Raw genomic sequence first — 16639 nt, 5'->3', positions numbered from 1 at the left:
AAGTGTTTTAATGAAGGAATTATAAATTGTGCAAAGTCCAATCACGTTAGAAGCGCTTCATATTCTTGATGCTATCGACAGGCGAGGTAGCTTCGCAGCCGCAGCCAATGAGCTTGATAGAGCGCCTTCCTCGTTGAGCTATCAAATACAAAAGTTAGAACAAGACCTAGACATCATGATCTTCGACCGCTCTGGGCACAAAGCGAATTTTACCGAAGCGGGCCAACTTATTTTACAAACAGGTAGAACGATACTGGCCGCCACACAAAAGTTGGTGAATGATGCAAGTGTTTTAGCTAATGGCTGGGAGCTTGATATTACTCTGGCGTTTGACGGAATTATCCCGATCGAGAACTTTTTCTCGATGGTTGATTCACTTAGTCAGGTAAGCTCGACGCGAGTAAAGCTACAAGAAGAGATCTTGGCTGGATGCTGGGAATCGCTCGCTGATGGTCGTGCAGATTTATTGATTTGTCCAAAACTCGAAACGCTACCACATGACGTTAAGGCGGAGGTGATTGGGGCGATGGAAATGATCTGGGTCGCGGCCCCTGATCACTACGTGCATAAACGAGCCGGCGCATTTGATGATAAAGCACGGGAAAAATACCGTGTGATTGCCATTGCAGACACCGCACGCGAACAACCGCCTATCAGTATCAACGTGATTCAAAAACAGCCACGTTTAACAGTCACCAATTTTGCAGCCAAAGTCTCCGCTCTGCAAAACGGTTTAGGAATAGGGACGTTACCGAAACAGAGAGCACTGGCGTTAATTGAACAAGGCAAGCTTAAACAAATAGAAGGGACAGACGCTCAGCCTATTGAAATTATTCTTGCTTGGAAGCGCAATAAGATCGGTGAGGCTAAATCTTGGTGTATTCAGTATCTAAAGAAGACGTTTAAAGCCAACGCGGTTATCTAGTGGAAAGGGAGTTAAATACTCCCTTTCCTATGTTAGTTGAGAGGAAGCACCATATCGGCGGTTCCATCTTCAAACTGAATGTCGAGCTTAAAGCCCATTTTCTGCGCGAGCATCAACATGCCTCGGTTGGTTGGCATCGTCATCCCCGAAATTTGCTTTGTACCTTTGTGTCGGCAGTAATCGATAATCTTTTGCATCAATATTTTCCCTAGTCCGACACCTTTCAAATCTGAGCGAATCAATATCGCGAATTCTGCGTCTGTGTTATCTGGGTTGATCAAAGCACGAGAGACGCCGATGATTTGCAACTCAGTATCGGTTTGTCGTACTGCAACAAAAGCCATTTCGCGGTCGTAATCGATTTGAGTAAAGTTTGCTAACGCTTCGTGATTGAATTCTCCAACGTCGGTAAAAAAGCGTTTGTATAAATCTTCTTTCGAAACTCTACTGATGAAGGTGGCATGATCAGGCTCATCTTCAGGAAGAATAGGGCGAAGAAGAACTTCTTCTCCTGTTTTCAGCGGGACAATTTCCTCATACTCAACTGGATAAGGTCGAATGGCCAAGCGTTGCTGAGCATCGCCGTCATATTGCTTCAGGACCAAGTCTGCATCGAGAATGGTAAATGTACTTCCATTTGCAAGTACTGGATGGATATCCAGCTCATGTACTTGAGGGCAGTCAACTACCATCTGCGATATGCGAACCAAGAGTTCAGATAGACCTTGTATGTTCATCGGTTCAGGTAATTTTTGCGGGCGGATCTTGCCATTTTTGATTGCTCTAACGATCAGATAGCGTGCGAGCGTCATGTTGAGCGGCGGCAATGCTGAGGCTGCGTCGATGGACTCATCCCATTCTGAGCCGCCTTGTCCGATCAATATGACAGGTCCAAAAGTATCGTCGGTTTTGACCTTAATTCTTATTTCTTCGCCGCCAGCTAGCTTAGCCATCCCCTGAACCAAAAGGCCATGAATGTGAGCAGACGGGTAGGAGAGCTTTGCTCGATCGAGTATTGCTTCAGCCGCAGTGCCGACTTCAACACTGTTTCGTAAATTGAGCATTACGCCTTGTATGTCGGACTTGTGCGCGATATCTGGAGAGCGAAGTTTTACTGCAACTGGGTAACCAATCTGTTCGGCAACATGCACCGCTTCACTCGTGTCCGATGCGATCCAAGTGGGCAACACATTAAAGTTAAAATGCTTCAAAAATGGGCCAATTTGATGGGTATCAAGGGATACTGTTTTTTTATCCAGTAGCTTCTCGTCTATCCATTTTTTCGCTTCATTGAGTTCTGAAATGTGCACTGGCTCCGCCGTTGTTGGCGTTTCCATTAGTTGCTTTTGGTTTCGCCTGTACTCGACGAGGTGCATAAATGCAACGACTGCACTCTCAGGAGTCCGATAGGTCGGAAAACCGGCTTGAGTAAAAATATGTCGCGCGGGCTTTGCCGTTAATTCGCCTGACCAGTTGGTCAAAATGTTGAAACGTTTGTGGCGAGGGTGTTTTTTAACTGCTTCAACAATCGCCCGTGCTGTTTGCTCTGAGTGCGCGACCGCCGAAGGACTGTGCATAATCAAGATGGCGTCAGCGCAGTCGGCATCCATCACAGCGTTCAGAGTTTGGATGTAGCGGTGGTGGTCGGCATCTCCCACCATGTCGACGGGATTGCTATGGCTCCAACTCGGTGGCAAAAAAGCACTCAGGGACTCTATCGTTTGCGAAGAGAGCTCGGCGAGTTTACCACCGCGCTCGAGTAACGTGTCTACCGCCATGATCGCCGGTCCACCACCATTGGTGATAATCGCAAGCCGCTCACCCCTTAACGGAACGGAATGGGTGAGAGTCTCAACCGCAGCAAAGAGTTCATGAGAGTTGTTAACGCGTAGCATCCCGGTTCTGCGAATGGCTGAGTCGTAAATGATATCGAGCGTATCGCCACCGCCAGTATGGGCTTTTGCCGCTTTTCGCCCCGCGGCTGTACGACCACCTTTGAGGACCAAGATTCTTTTGTTGCGCGACGCTGCTCGGGCAGCAGACATAAACCGTCTTGCATCTTTAATTGTGTCGATATACAGCAAGATCGCTTCGGTTTGCGAGTCCCGACTTAAATAATCAAGCAAATCGGCAAAGTCGACATCTAATGCATTGCCCAAAGAGACAAACGCCGAAAAGCCAATGTCTTTATCATTCGCCCAATCCAAAATAGTGGTGCACATAGCCGCAGATTGCGAAATGAAGGCAATCTTTCCTTTTTGTGCTGTAACGGGTGAAAAGGAAGCGTTGAAGTTTATCCATGGAAGCACAAGTCCAAGGCTGTTTGGCCCGAGCATTCGCATATTTGCTGCTTTGGCAATCTCTAAACATGTACTTTGGATACTGCCACCTTCTTCGTCTGCTAAATGCATATCGGCCGACAGGACAATCACACTTTTGACTTGCTTTTCCGCAAGCTGACGAAAAATAGCGATATTTCGAGAAGCGTTGGTGCAGACGATAGCGACATCTGGCACGACAGGCAATTCATCAATAGAGCGATAAGCTAACACGCCACAGACAGAAGAGTAGCGCGGAGTAACTGGCATTATTGCCCCTTCGAATCCACCTTGGAGAAGGTTTTTCAAAATGATGTTTCCTGCTCGCATTGGTTTGCTGGATGCACCAATTACGGCGACAGATTTAGGCTTGAGTAGGTGAGTTAACTGGCTCATAGAAGGGCTCCAACCAAGACGATAGACAAATCGTAACCAAGCTGAAGACGTTTTGCGCAACTGATTTGACGTTGTTTTAATCAGATCACTGTGGCTCTGGTTGAGATTGTGCCTTGCGTCACAGAGTATTGTTATATAATTAAAATGTTGGGTTGATTCTAAGTCACTCTAACGGCATGATTTACAGTAATTTCTATTTAAGGCATTTGAAAATTCCATGAAAAAAATTGCGATTGTTGGTTTATCCGTACTACTGAGTGCATGTGTCTCGAGCGATTACGTTACAGATGTGAGTTCAGAAAGTTACCGTGAAGACTACAAAACAGCGAAGGTTGAAAAGCCCGTTGTGTCTCAGCAGGAAATGACCGAAGGGGTGACTGAGAAGAACGTAGAGCCAAACGTGGTGAAAATGGCACCGGTTGTAGAACAGCCTAAATCAAAGCCAGCGGTAGCAATTACTCCTCCAAGTGCCAAACAGAAAGCAATGAACTCACGTTATGGTTTCACCATTCAGGTTGTTGCCGTTGGATCGCAAACCAAAGTTGATCAATTTGCGCGTAAACTTCCACGCGGTGAGCAGCCAATTTGGGAAAACTACAAAATGGTCAATGGCACCAAGTGGTATACCGTTTTATACGGCGATTACGCAACGCGTATGGACGCTAAAGAAGCCATAGCGAGCTTGCCTGAGGAGTTTCAAAATCTTAAACCGTTCGTGAAAAGTATCGATGCGATCAAGAATTCTGAATACCCAACATTGAACAAGTTAAACTAATCAAATAATCGAAATGGGCGTCTAGCCCCTTTTTGATGCCTAATTTTTGGTCACTCATTTGCCTGACACGTTATGGGGGCGTTTATTCCCGTGTAACTTAAGTCGATTTTCATTATCATAGAGAGACCAATACCTCTGTTGTATCACGGAAAGATCTATTAATGACTCATACGACAATTCTTCTTTTATGTGGCGGCGGCTCTTCGGAGCACGAAGTCTCAATTCTATCGGCTAACTTCATTCAATCTCAACTGCAGAAAACCCCAGAGTTCAATGTAGTTCGTGTCGAAATGAAACCAGATGGCTGGTACACAGATGGTGGTGCATTGGCATACCTCGATACAAACGCCGGCACGCTCAACACTGATGAGAGTACAATCAAATTGGATTTTGTTGTTCCTTGTATTCATGGTTATCCGGGCGAAACTGGAGACATACAATCAATGCTTGAGCTTTCTGGTATTCCATACTTAGGATGTGGACCGGAAGCGAGTACAAACAGTTTTAACAAGATCACCTCGAAGCTTTGGTACGATGCCTTGGGTATTCCGAATACCCCGTATTTGTTCCTTTCAAAGAACGATGATATTGCTTACGCGCAAACCAAAGAAGCCTTGGCGAAATGGGGAACCATCTTTGTTAAAGCAGCAAGACAAGGATCATCAGTTGGTTGCTACAAAGTTAATGATGAAAGTCAGTTAAAGCAGTCACTCAACGACGCATTTGGTTATTCAGATCAAGTCTTGGTAGAAAAAGCCGTTAAGCCACGCGAGTTAGAAGTCGCGGCCTATGAGTATCAAGGTCAGCTTTACGTGTCAAAGCCAGGTGAGATCAAAGCACCAGAAGACGCGTTTTATAGCTATGAAGAGAAGTACAGCGCATCAAGTCATTCAACCACCGATGTTGAAGCTGAAAATCTCACCGAACAACAGCTAGAAACGATCCGAGTGAACTCGCTGAAAGTTTTCACCCAGATGCGACTTCGTCATCTTTCTCGCATTGATTTTTTCTTGACTCCAGAAGGGGAGATCTACCTCAACGAAGTAAACACGTTCCCAGGTATGACTCCAATTTCTATGTTCCCTAAAATGCTAGAGCACAATGGACATAGCTTTAGTGAATTCTTGGCTGATTGCGTTAAAAGCTCTCTTTAAGAGATCGGCTTAAACGTTTTAAACACCATTCTTTCAGCGTCCGCGAGAGACCTATTGCCGAGGTAATGATAGGGCATCGCGGCGCTCATCCATCGGCCAACGCGCTGAATATCTTTTACTTTCATTCCTTCTTTAGCCAACTGTTTGGCGGCACCAACACGTAGTGATTGACCTGAGAACTGCACACTCAATCCCAGTAAATCACTTGCTCCCCGAACGATACGATAGATAGATGAGTCATTAAGCTTGTCTGCGCCAATGTTGCCGTGTTTATCGATAGAGGAGAAAAGCCATCGGGAAGATGAGCTACGAATAGAAAGCCATTTTCTTAGCAGTTCACTGCCTAACTCGTCCAGCGGGTAGCGGTTCTCTTTGATAACGACGGATAGATTCCCAGCGCTCGTTTCTACAACTTGATCAACAGTCATATCACGTAACTCACCGCGTTTTGCCAAACAGTGGAACATAACAAAATACAACGCTAAATTGCGGATGTCTCTTGGGTGATCTGAATGTGATAAGCGTTCTGATAATTCGTGTAGATGCTCCTCTTCAAAAGCCTGAGTCGGTTTGGCGTCTCCGTGCTTGTCGAGACGAAGCTTTGATACAGCCACTTTTACTGCAGTTGTTGCTGAAGGGTCAGGTAGACGAAGAATCCGATGAAATAAACCAATTGTGATAACGTAACGTTTTATAGTCGCATATTTTCGCTGCTTGGACTCGCGCTCTATAAACAAACGTAATGCTGTAGCAGATGCCGGTAAAGGAGACACATGCTTCAATTGACAGAACTGAACAAACAGATTCCAATCTTTCGTCATGGCAAGAAGAGAATTACGCGCGTACTTACGGTCAGTTAGGTAATCAACTAGCTCGATATCAACAGGGTTTATAAATTGGTCAATCAATTGTTTTTTTTCGGTTTCACAATCGACAAGGCGTATATTTTTTTTCAAGATAGAGCACTATAACCAAGAAGAATGAGATAAATATACTTGATAATGAAAGATATACAATTATTATTAAACTAACTAATTACAACAAAATGATGATTATGGCTGCTGCAACATATCGAGGGTTTACCCTGAAAACGGCTGGAAGCTCGACAGAGATCTGGCAAGTTCAGATTAAAAAACACGTGCTGTCTGGAAGTATGGCAGCGGTAAAAAAAAGCATTGATTGGTTTTGTGATACCGCAACGATAATTGATCCAAAAGAGTTTAGCTCCCTCGCTTCGAGTAAAGGGCAATCCGAAGGGAAAGCGACTCAAGAGAATTTCAACGGATACACCCTCAAGAACGATACAGGTGAAGTGAATGGTTGGTATTGTTTCTTCAATGGACGCCTGATTAAAGGTGGCAAACTTGCTATTCAGAAGCATATAGAGGCATACTTGTTGGCTAAGCAAAAAGCGGAACAACAACAGAAGAAGTAATTGTTTATGACACTTGTATATTCGACAGACGTAGGTCGTATAAAGCCTGAAGAAGAAAAAGTACAACGACCAAAAGGTGATGGCATTGTCCGCATTCAACGTCAAACCAAAGGACGTAAAGGAAAAGGTGTTTGTATCATCACTGGGTTAGACCTTGACGATGCGCCTTTAAAGCTAATGGCTGCAGAGCTTAAGAAAGTATGTGGCTGTGGCGGTTCTGTCAAAGATGGCACAATCGAAATTCAAGGCGATGCTCGAGACAAGATCAAAGCTCATCTCGAGAAAAAAGGCTTAACGGTAAAACTAGCCGGAGGCTAACTAATAGAAGTTTGTTAATCTCTGATTATCAAACTGATTATTAGGTATTTTATGGTAAATCCGATTATGTTTAATTGTATACTATAAGCGAAGATATTGTAGGGCACCACGGTGCTCTATTTATTAATAAATTACATTTAACATAAGATAGATAATACGCACTGAGCTATAGCTTCACTAGGGCTGCCAATCCACATAGCTAATCCACCGCAAGCCATTGATATTCCTTGTAAACCGCGCCCGCTAAACTTTTTTGCAATCGTTGACCAGAGCTCCTGAGCCTCATAACTTTTGGCTTTATCCATCGCTAAACCAATCAACGCTCTTTCTTTGTCTTCACCAACTGCTTCTGCAAGCATAAGTACCTGATTTTCGTTGAGATATGTTCTGCCTTTTCGAACTTCAGTTATCATTTGAGGGCTTACACCCAAATCATGTGCTATTTGCTTATATAGAACATATTTCATTTGCTCTTTAAACGTGGGAATCGATGTGTATTTCCCTTGGGGTCACCATTTCTTCAAAGACCTCAACCAGTTTAATGGCTACTTGGCTGTTCACTATGGCAATGACCCATATCAGCTAGTCGAAATCACAGATGAAAACTATCAAGAGCTCGTGCGCAAAGGGGTATTTCATGCCATCTAAACCGCACCAGTTCCATGATGAAGTTCGCCCAGTCAAGGTTGACCACTTGGCGTTTTCGTTCCCGATTTCCAACCTTCGCCACTTGGACAAATCGAACGACCAAGACTTTATCAACTTGCAGTTGCCTGAGTTCCGTCAGCCAAGAGCCAACACGCCTGAATCCATTGAGCGTCCGGTGACTCAACACAAGAAGAAAGTCGCTAAGGTTCTGTCGCATCGCTTAGATGAGTTCTTTGAAAAGGTGTTCAAGTTCCGTCTTTCACCTATGCGCGGCCGTGGCCTTCATGGTTATGAAGATTCGATGATCATCTTCGATATCACGGGGACGGTTGAATGTGGCCTGATTGGTATCGGCGGCAACCAAGATACGGTCTTTGTCCAAGTAAACGGTACAGGTTGCGACAAGCTATTTAACCACGTGACGCATCAAAATTTGCTAGTTACGTCTGTTAGTTGAGCTGAAAGCAACTCGTGATCTTTTCACAGTAAACTCCAAATCGGGTCTAACTCCTAGACAGGCTCATTCTTATTGTATCTCTACAGCTAATTGATCTACTTGTAATGCTAGCTAACTTGTCCATGCTCTTCGCTTGTTGGCTAATCACGATATGTTTGCTTCAGTAAATATCGCTCATTGTGACAGTGTCACATTAATAATGGCGTATACATCTATAGTAATTGAAGCTGTGTATTTAGTTACAACAATGCGCAACCTCGGAGCTCGACTAATCAATTTACTTACCTAAACCAATTACCTCGTAATACGTTAGAATAATACACTAGCAGCAAGTAAGTGCTCGCTATCGGACTTTCAGGTCTGTAATTAAATTACACAAGAAAGGAATTTCGCATTGCGTGTTAGCGAGATCTGCTGTTCTAAATTATTGGTTTACAATACTTTTCCTTAGTGAACATTGATTTCAAGATGTTTTTGGCTGACTTTCAGAGTGAAAGTTTGGCTTGAATAGTTATGCATTTTGAGACTGTCCGATTGAATCAAGCATATGGAGAGTGTCGTAGATAGCGGTTATAGTGCACTTAAAGCACGAAGTAGTAAGGCGTGTTGATAAGTACCCTGCCCTGATGACCGGGTACTATTTGATAAGGTTATGAGTTCTGTTTTTTCGCTTGTTCGCGGATTTGTTCTGCAACAACTTTGATTGCTTGAGCGGTGCTCATTCCTTCTGACATTAGCTTTTGAATCTTTTCAACAGCTTCTTGTTGTTCGGCGTGGCTGAGAGGAGGTAAATCATCAAACATAAAAAAGGCTCCTAGTTTATTAGGAGCCGACTATATTATGTTTCTGCGGTTTACACCAGATGTCTAATAGCTTGTCAGGAAGTTGATGTACGCGCCCATTGAGTTCTCATTGGTGTAGCTTGCACCAATATCCATCTGGAAAAGGTTTAAAGGTGAAATACCTATACCTGCGGTGATTGTGTCATCTAGGTTATCGTAAGCTAAGTTACGTTTCCAACCTGCCCTTAGTTTGAGCTGGCGTAAGATATCGATCTCGCCGCCTACACGGAGCATTTGAGTGTTATCGTCGAAGTTTGTATAACGCTCTTCTTCGTTTAAGTCGTAGTCAACACTAATAGTCGCGTAATCTGCTACTAGGCCAAAACCAACTGTATAAAGTGGTCGCATCTGATAGGAGTAAGAAAGCGCTGGGTTAGTAGGAATCGCAGAAACGACCGTTTTCGTTTCAATATCACGGCTGATTAAGTTACTTGCTGATATCCCAGCACGAATTGGTCCATAAAACCACACAAAGCCAGCGTCGAAGTTCAACATTGTTTCGCCAGTATCATTATCTCGTGTGTCTGCGAGACTGTAGTCTGATAGGCTAGCTTCATATACATAAGTATAAATGCGTTGCAGTTTTGGTGTTACACCAAATGCAATGTGTTGGCCGAGAAACGTTTGGTATTTAGCGAGAGATAAACCGACTTCAGTCACCCCAATTGATACCGCGTTGACTGTACTATTTTGTGCATTTTCCAGTGTTGCAAAATCAGGGTCAGGGTTTGTACTTGCAGTTGAAATGACAGGGTTTACAAAAGATTCGTAGTAAGCTTTACCATACAAATTTGCTGCTATAAATCTGTTTGGAATCGCAAAAGCAACGACACCTCCGATCTCTGCTTTGAGTTGATCGCCTTCCATGTTATCGAGAACTGTTTGTAATTCACTCGCTCTAGTAGGGTCTGCAGACGCGATAATCTCTGATGCAGCGTCTAGATCGTCAACTAATTGGTTCTGATCGTCATAAAGCAAACCGAAGCTCGGAGTAATCATCCCAATATCGTCATTGCGTCGATAGATAGCGGTAAGCGCTGGATTATAGAAAGGCGCAGTTAAAAAGTTCGCGGACACGACACCTACTCCACCCATCGCATCGCCTCGGGCTTCGATTGCGTAGTTGGCAGACCATGCTGTGGTGCTTGCAAGCGCCAAAGATAATGGCAGCAGTTTTATTGTATTTTTCATATCGATATATACAGTTATTGTCCCTTAAGGCTATATCGACATATTGTGGGATATCTTTAATTATTCATCTAGTGAAACATCATATGTTTTACTGATTATTTGGGATTGTTCTACAATTATGGGTCCTTGCCAGCGAGCGTGATTCATTGAGACGGCTAAAACATACCTTCCCGGTTCAATCACGTTCTGATTGAGTTCATTTGGGTAGTCAGACTCATAGCTTTGGCTCCACACTCGATTGTACTTGCCATCAATGAAATCATAGAGCGATGCTTCAAGCTTAGGCAACGGACAATGTGGGTTTAAAAGCGAATTTTTCTCTACTTTCCACTGGTCTTTTGATTGCCAGCGCACTGATACTTTTGCTTTTGGATCACCTAATACTAACCATGAACTCCATGAGCTTTGATCTGCCGCAGTGACATCGATACGGTATAACCCCATTTGCATCCGGCTATTTAAGTTATAGCGTTTTACATATTTTGTGACATTGTCACTCAAAGCCACCGTATTCAAAGAGCTATCTGTAGAAAGGTTGCGAGTAACCCACTTGCTAAGTGTGATATCTTTGATGGTTTTGTCAGCTTCGACTTCAATGATTGCGCGATAGGCATCGCGACCAGGGCTTTGGATGTCCGATCTTATCACTACGACACTATTAAGCCAGTTGGGGAACGGTTTAGTGTCTAGGCTTTTTCCGCAGTCAACTTCAAGAGATTGCAAAAACAGAGCGTTTAGGTGCGGGGCGATAGATTGGTTTTTATCGAGCTGCCAGACCTCTACTAACGATGAAAACATCGCAGGTAAGTCACCGTTTAATAAGTGTTTGTGCGCTTGAGTGAGAGGCGTATTACTTTCAAACCACGGGACGTCGTCTTTGGCAAATGTCGGTGCACTCAATAGGAGCGCACCGATAATTGGATAAACTTTTTTCATCAAGCTTTCATTTTGTAGCCAACACCACGCAATGTTTCAATTTCAAGGCCTGGTAGTTTTTGGCGAAGTTGTAATACATGGGTATCGACGGTGCGAGTGGTTGGGAAATGGTTATAACCCCAAACATGATCCAATAGTTCGTCACGCGTAAACACACGACCAAGGTTGCTTGCCAAGAACAGCAACAAATCAAATTCTGTACGCGTGAGCGTAATCGATTCTTCTTTATAGACGACTTCTCGCGTTGCTTTATCAATGACCAAGTGCTCCGTTTTGACTTTGGAATCATCTTGGCTTTCATTTTCAGGGCTGCGTAGTTGAGCTCGAATTCGAGCAAATAACTCCGCTTCAGCGAAAGGTTTCGTCAAGTAATCGTTAGCGCCTGCATCTAAACCCGTCACTTTATCTTTCACTGTTACCAGCGCAGTTAACAAAATAACGGGAACTTCTTTGATGTTTTTCCATTCAGGTAAATGCTGAACAGAGTCGCCATCGGGCAGTTGCCTGTCAAGAATAACGAGATCAGCTTTGTCCCAGTATTGCGCTACGTCGGCAATAGTTTCGGAGTGAAAGCACTCGTATCCCGCTTGTTCTAGGCTTACTAACAAGCCATCTGCTAAGTTTTTGTCGTCTTCAACGAGAAGCAGTGTCTGTTTCACAAGGTATCTCCAAAATAAACGTTGTTGGTGGACCTATCAGGGTCATTTTACCCCCCATTCTATCCACCATAGATTCAACGATAGTTAAACCTAGACCAAGACCACTTTTGCTCACGAAAGGCTTGCGTAAGTGACGCCAATCTTTCTTACTAAGTTGGCCTTGATCTATAACTTTTACCATGAGCGTTTTTTCACCAGTGAGCACCTCTAGAGTCACTGGAGCCACGCCATACTTCACCGCATTACGTATCAAGTTATCGATACATGTGCCTAGCCAATATACATTGAGCTTGGCGGCAACGTCCTGATTGATGGTGAACTCGACGTTGCCATTAAATTCTTCTTCTACTTTGTACTCTAACCACTCTTGGACAGATGGTACCCAATCTGTTGCGAGTGGTTTGTTATCAGACTGCAAATAGTCTTTACTCGCCTCTGCGAGTTGCCTTAGTCGTCGAGAATCTTCACACAACCTGCGAAACTCATCGTAAAGTGATTCAGGAAGCTTCTCAAACTCACGCCTAAATCCTTCAACGGTCAATGATAAGCTGGCAATCGGAGTTCGGAGTTCATGCGTCAAGATTTGAAGTATCAACATTCGGCTCTTCATTTCCTGTCGTTTCGTGTTCCACCGATACACTGACCAACCGAGGACCAATAAAATGTTTGCGATCACTAGGGCGACCATGCTGATGCGCAAAATGTCGGAATGATCCTCAACGCTCCAACATAGATTACCGCGTTGCACAAAACAGCTTGTGGATGAGCTTCTCAGATCGAAAGATAGCCCTGCACTATTAATGTGCTGCTTCCAAATTTTTTCTGGGAAGACTAAATAGCTATCGTTTTGACGCAACCAAAGCTCATTTTGTTCCAAAAACATGCTGGCACCAGCGATTAATGAGAGCATCGTCTCTTCATTCATGCTTTGTAAACGACCGAGTAAAGAGTTAACGGGTGCCGCTGGGCGCTCTTTGATATGCATGTATTGCTGCAATGCTTCCTGTTTGTCAGGATGAACTGCAACATAGCGACTTGCGTAAGTGCCACCACCTGGGTGGATAAGCGTACTTCTCGCGAACCATTTAGCGCTTAGTGTATTACCTTTACACATCGCTCTCGTGAACACCAACGGCTCTGTGATCAACGGGCTTAAAGGCAGCTTACCGGTACATTTTTTGGCAAGCGCGTACAATCGTTGAATATCACGTAAAGGGTACACAGAAGTCTGCGGAAGCATCGACTCTGGAGTCAGTAAGCGAGTCGGATAATCAGATTGGAGGTTGCGAATATCATAAGACTCGATTGCCTGTGACTCGTCAAATAGGTCAACGAACTTGTCGATCCTTTCTGGCAGTGAATCCGCATAGGCGGCACTCGCGCTAAAGCCAACGAAGAATAAGGCGGTTTTTAGTACAGTCTTAATCAATGCAAAAGTTCGCTAAATCAGTGGTTTAGGTAAAGAGTAAAACATTATGACAAAATTATAAATCCGAATTGTGATATCTGTGTCAATAATGTTAGCGCCAAAATGAAAGAAGCCAGCAATGGCTGGCTTCTTTTACTAGACGAACATGTTACAGAGCTTTCGAAATCGCGTCCACACTATCTTTCGCATCACCAAATAGCATTTGAGTGTTTTCTTTAAAGAACAGTGGGTTTTGAACACCTGCATAGCCTGTATTCATTGAACGTTTGAATACGATGACATTCTGAGCGTTCCAAACTTCAAGCACTGGCATACCAGCGATTGGGCTATTTGGATCTTCAAGTGCCGCTGGGTTAACCGTATCATTCGCACCAATAACAAGAACGGTATCAGTTTCGCTGAAGTCATCATTGATTTCATCCATTTCCAGAACGATGTCATAAGGAACTTTGGCTTCAGCTAGAAGTACGTTCATGTGTCCTGGCAGACGACCGGCTACTGGGTGAATACCAAAACGAACTTGAACACCTTGAGCTCTCAGTTTTTCAGTAATTTCGTGTACTGGGTACTGAGCCTGTGCAACGGCCATACCATATCCAGGAGTAATGATTACTGACTTTGAGTTCTTAAGCATTTCGGCAACCTCTTCCGCTGATGTTTCGCGGTGCTCGCCCTGCTCTACATCCTCAGAAATGACGACTTCTTGACCGAAGCCACCAGCAATCACGCTTACAAACGAACGGTTCATCGCTTTACACATGATGTACGATAGGATCGCACCTGACGAACCAACCAAAGCACCTGTCACAATCAGAAGATCGTTTGCTAGCATAAAGCCGGCTGCTGCTGCTGCCCAACCAGAATAAGAGTTCAGCATTGAGACTACCACTGGCATGTCAGCACCACCGATAGATGCCACCAAATGGTAACCAAACGCAAAAGCAATCAACGTCATCACGATTAGAGCGAACATGCTGCCATCGGCTTTAACGAAGTAGATCATTAGCAATGTCGAGATAACAATCGCTGCCAAGTTCAGCTTGTGTTTGTGCGGAAGATTGAGCGGAGACGATGAAATAACGCCACGAAGCTTACCAAACGCAACCACTGAGCCTGTGAAGGTCACAGCACCGATGAACACACCGAGGAACACTTCTACCATGTGAATGACATGCGCTGCATGTGCTTCTTGTGCGTTGATCGCTTCCATCACAGGAGGATCGATGTAGCTGTTGTAGCCAACCAAAACCGCTGCCATACCAACAAAGCTGTGAAGAATTGCCACCAATTCTGGCATTTCAGTCATTTCTACTTTTTTGGCGTAGTGAATACCAATACCACCACCGATCACCATAGCAACGATAATCCAAGCCAAACCTTGCGAGTCTGGACCAAAGATCGTTGCGAACAATGCGATCGTCATACCTGCGATGCCGTAATAGTTACCCGCTTTCGCAGATTCCTGCTTCGACAGACCAGCAAGGCTCAAAATAAAGAATAATGCAGCAACAATATAAGCTGCTTGTACTAATCCTGCAGACATTCCTTGTTACTCCTTAGTCTTTACGGAACATTTCAAGCATACGCTTGGTCACGGTGAAGCCGCCGAATATGTTGATACTTGCGATCAACACTGCGATAAACGCCAAGAACGATACTGCTCCATTTCCTTGTCCGATTTGCAGCAAAGCACCGACAACGATAATACCTGAGATCGCGTTGGTTACTGACATCAAAGGCGTATGCAGTGCGTGTGTAACGTTCCAAACCACGTAATAACCAACAACACATGCCAATACGAATACCGTGAAGTGAGACAAGAACGCAGCAGGAGCGACAGATGCGATCCATGCAAAAGCACCAAGACCAACCACTAAACCTGCGATTTTCTTAACTGGTGAAGTGGGTTCTTCGACTTTTGGCTCAGGCTTCGTTGCTGGCTGAGACGCTTTTTGCTCTGGCTGAGCTGAAACCTGAATTGGTGGCGCAGGCCAAGTGACTTCGCCCTCTTTGACTACTGTCACACCACGTAAAACGACGTCTTCGAAATTGATATCGATATTGCCATCTTTTTCTTTGCACAGTAGCTTGAGAAGGTTGACTAAGTTCGTTGAGTACAGTTGTGACGATTGCGTCGGTAATCTACCGACCATGTCTGTGTAACCTACGACTTTAACACCGTTTGCTGTTGTGATGACTTGGTCTGCCACTGTGTATTCGCAGTTACCGCCATTGGCCGCAGCTAGGTCGACAATCACACTGCCCGCTTTCATGCTATCAACCATCTCTTTGGTGATGAGTTTCGGAGCGGGTCTACCTGGGATCAGGGCAGTAGTAACAATAATGTCGACGTCTTTCGCTTGCGCTGCATAAAGTTCTGCGGCTTTTTTGTTGAACTCGTCTGACATTTCTTTGGCGTAGCCATCGCCGGCACCTGAATCTTCTTTGAAATCGACTTCAAGGAACTCAGCACCCATCGACTGGACTTGCTCTTTTACCTCTGGTCGAACGTCAAATGCTCGAACAATTGCACCTAAGCTTCCCGCCGCACCAATTGCCGCTAAGCCAGCAACACCCGCGCCCGCAACAAGTACTTTTGCTGGTGGTACTTTACCTGCAGCAGTGATTTGACCGGTAAAGAAGCGACCAAATTCATGCGCCGCTTCGACGACTGCACGATAACCCGCGATATTCGCCATAGAAGAGAGTGCATCAAGAGATTGTGCTCTTGAGATTCGTGGCACTGCATCCATCGCCAGCACATTAATGTTTTTGCTTGATAGCTTTTCCATTAACTCAGGGTTTTGAGCTGGCCAGATAAAGCTGACTAACGTTGCACCTTCTTTAAGCAGAGCGATTTCATCATTTTGCTCGTCAGACAGTGGTGCATTTACTTTTAAGATCAGGTCTGATTGCCAAACTTGCTCTTTACTGACGATAGTCGCGCCCGCACTTTCAAATGCAGCGTCGTCAAAACTCGCCAGTTCCCCCGCTCCAGATTCGATAGCAACATCGAACCCCAATTTTAATAACTGCTCAACCGACTTTGGCGAAGCAGCCACTCGCGTTTCTCCCGCGAGTATTTCTCTTGGCACACCAATTTGCATTAGCTATTCCTTGACTATTCGCAACGATATTGTTTTCTTTTTATCCAAC

16 protein-coding genes and 1 pseudogene are annotated in these 16639 nt (G+C 44.5%); 7 read left to right on the top strand and 10 right to left on the bottom strand.

All coding sequences use genetic code 11. The annotated features are described in order from the left end of the window. Positions 1-28: 28 nt before the first annotated feature. Complete coding sequence (locus tag RJ47_RS00975; RefSeq protein WP_039480566.1) at positions 29-925, top strand: LysR family transcriptional regulator; 897 nt, start codon at positions 29-31, stop codon at positions 923-925. A gap of 32 nt (positions 926-957) precedes the next feature. Here RJ47_RS00975 and RJ47_RS00970 read toward each other — a convergent pair whose 3' ends face one another. Continuing rightward, positions 958-3639, bottom strand: coding sequence for a bifunctional acetate--CoA ligase family protein/GNAT family N-acetyltransferase (locus RJ47_RS00970; RefSeq protein ID WP_039480563.1), 2682 nt, complete (start codon positions 3637-3639; stop codon positions 958-960). A gap of 217 nt (positions 3640-3856) precedes the next feature. On the opposite strand from RJ47_RS00970, the gene RJ47_RS00965 reads away from it, so the two are divergent. Continuing rightward, a complete protein-coding gene (locus RJ47_RS00965) occupies positions 3857-4414 on the top strand; it encodes an SPOR domain-containing protein (protein WP_005473290.1) in 558 nt (185 codons plus the stop codon). Between the two features lie 161 nt (positions 4415-4575). Further along, positions 4576-5568 carry a D-alanine--D-alanine ligase gene (locus RJ47_RS00960; protein WP_039480561.1) on the top strand — a complete coding sequence of 331 codons (993 nt, stop codon included), beginning with the start codon at positions 4576-4578 and terminating at the stop codon, positions 5566-5568. Here the strand turns inward: RJ47_RS00960 and RJ47_RS00955 are convergent. Further along, complete coding sequence (locus RJ47_RS00955) at positions 5565-6524, bottom strand: tyrosine-type recombinase/integrase (protein ID WP_039480558.1); 960 nt, start codon at positions 6522-6524, stop codon at positions 5565-5567. The two genes, RJ47_RS00960 and RJ47_RS00955, sit on opposite strands and share 4 nt — an antisense overlap. A gap of 98 nt (positions 6525-6622) precedes the next feature. Here RJ47_RS00955 and RJ47_RS00950 point away from each other — a divergent pair, with 98 nt between their 5' ends. Both RJ47_RS00950 and yciH read left to right on the top strand, forming a co-directional pair. Continuing rightward, complete coding sequence (locus RJ47_RS00950) at positions 6623-7003, top strand: DUF3319 domain-containing protein (protein ID WP_038136881.1); 381 nt, start codon at positions 6623-6625, stop codon at positions 7001-7003. Positions 7004-7009: 6 nt separating this feature from the next. Beyond that, a complete protein-coding gene (gene yciH / locus RJ47_RS00945) occupies positions 7010-7321 on the top strand; it encodes a stress response translation initiation inhibitor YciH (protein WP_005473195.1) in 312 nt (103 codons plus the stop codon). Positions 7322-7458: 137 nt separating this feature from the next. Here the strand turns inward: yciH and RJ47_RS00940 are convergent, their stop codons facing one another. Beyond that, a complete protein-coding gene (locus RJ47_RS00940) occupies positions 7459-7788 on the bottom strand; it encodes a DUF3693 domain-containing protein (RefSeq protein WP_039480554.1) in 330 nt (109 codons plus the stop codon). Here RJ47_RS00940 and RJ47_RS00935 point away from each other — a divergent pair. Together RJ47_RS00935 and RJ47_RS00930 are read left to right on the top strand one after the other, a co-directional pair. Next, positions 7763-7969: a hypothetical protein gene (locus tag RJ47_RS00935; protein ID WP_419831513.1), complete on the top strand. Its 207-nt coding sequence runs from the start codon at positions 7763-7765 to the stop codon at positions 7967-7969. The genes RJ47_RS00940 and RJ47_RS00935 overlap by 26 nt on opposite strands. After that, positions 7959-8405 (top strand): annotated as a pseudogene (locus RJ47_RS00930) (replication initiation factor family protein); the annotation flags it as partial. The gene RJ47_RS00935 and the pseudogene RJ47_RS00930, both read left to right, overlap by 11 nt. 671 nt (positions 8406-9076) lie before the next feature. On the opposite strand, the gene RJ47_RS20735 reads toward RJ47_RS00930, so the two are convergent. The 7 genes from RJ47_RS20735 to pntA form a co-directional block, all read right to left on the bottom strand. Then, the gene (locus RJ47_RS20735; RefSeq protein ID WP_005473247.1) at positions 9077-9229 is read right to left on the bottom strand and encodes a YoaH family protein; all 153 of its coding nucleotides are present in this window, start codon (positions 9227-9229) and stop codon (positions 9077-9079) included. Positions 9230-9292: 63 nt separating this feature from the next. After that, positions 9293-10459 (bottom strand): conjugal transfer protein TraF, encoded by a 1167-nt coding sequence (locus tag RJ47_RS00925; RefSeq protein WP_038136892.1) that lies wholly within the window; start codon positions 10457-10459, stop codon positions 9293-9295. A gap of 60 nt (positions 10460-10519) precedes the next feature. Next, on the bottom strand, positions 10520-11395 hold the full coding sequence (locus RJ47_RS00920; protein WP_038136893.1) for a DUF2861 family protein: 876 nt from the start codon (positions 11393-11395) through the stop codon (positions 10520-10522). Next, entirely contained in the window at positions 11395-12054 is a 660-nt protein-coding gene (gene vxrB / locus RJ47_RS00915) for a response regulator transcription factor VxrB (protein ID WP_038136895.1), read from the bottom strand. Before vxrB ends, RJ47_RS00920 begins: the two co-directional genes overlap by 1 nt. After that, a complete protein-coding gene (gene vxrA / locus RJ47_RS00910; protein WP_039474060.1) occupies positions 12029-13483 on the bottom strand; it encodes a sensor histidine kinase VxrA in 1455 nt (484 codons plus the stop codon). The genes vxrB and vxrA overlap by 26 nt, the downstream gene beginning before the upstream one ends. A gap of 148 nt (positions 13484-13631) precedes the next feature. Beyond that, on the bottom strand, positions 13632-15026 hold the full coding sequence (gene pntB / locus RJ47_RS00905; protein ID WP_039480546.1) for a Re/Si-specific NAD(P)(+) transhydrogenase subunit beta: 1395 nt from the start codon (positions 15024-15026) through the stop codon (positions 13632-13634). A gap of 13 nt (positions 15027-15039) precedes the next feature. Next, the gene (gene pntA, locus RJ47_RS00900; RefSeq protein WP_038136903.1) at positions 15040-16590 is read right to left on the bottom strand and encodes a Re/Si-specific NAD(P)(+) transhydrogenase subunit alpha; all 1551 of its coding nucleotides are present in this window, start codon (positions 16588-16590) and stop codon (positions 15040-15042) included. Between the last annotated feature and the right edge of the window lie 49 nt (positions 16591-16639).

The sequence above is a fragment of the Vibrio sinaloensis genome (assembly GCF_000808535.1).
Lineage (GTDB): Bacteria > Pseudomonadota > Gammaproteobacteria > Enterobacterales > Vibrionaceae > Vibrio > Vibrio sinaloensis_D.
The sequence above is the reverse complement of the archived record's forward strand: the minus strand, read 5'-3'. Positions and strand labels throughout refer to the sequence as shown.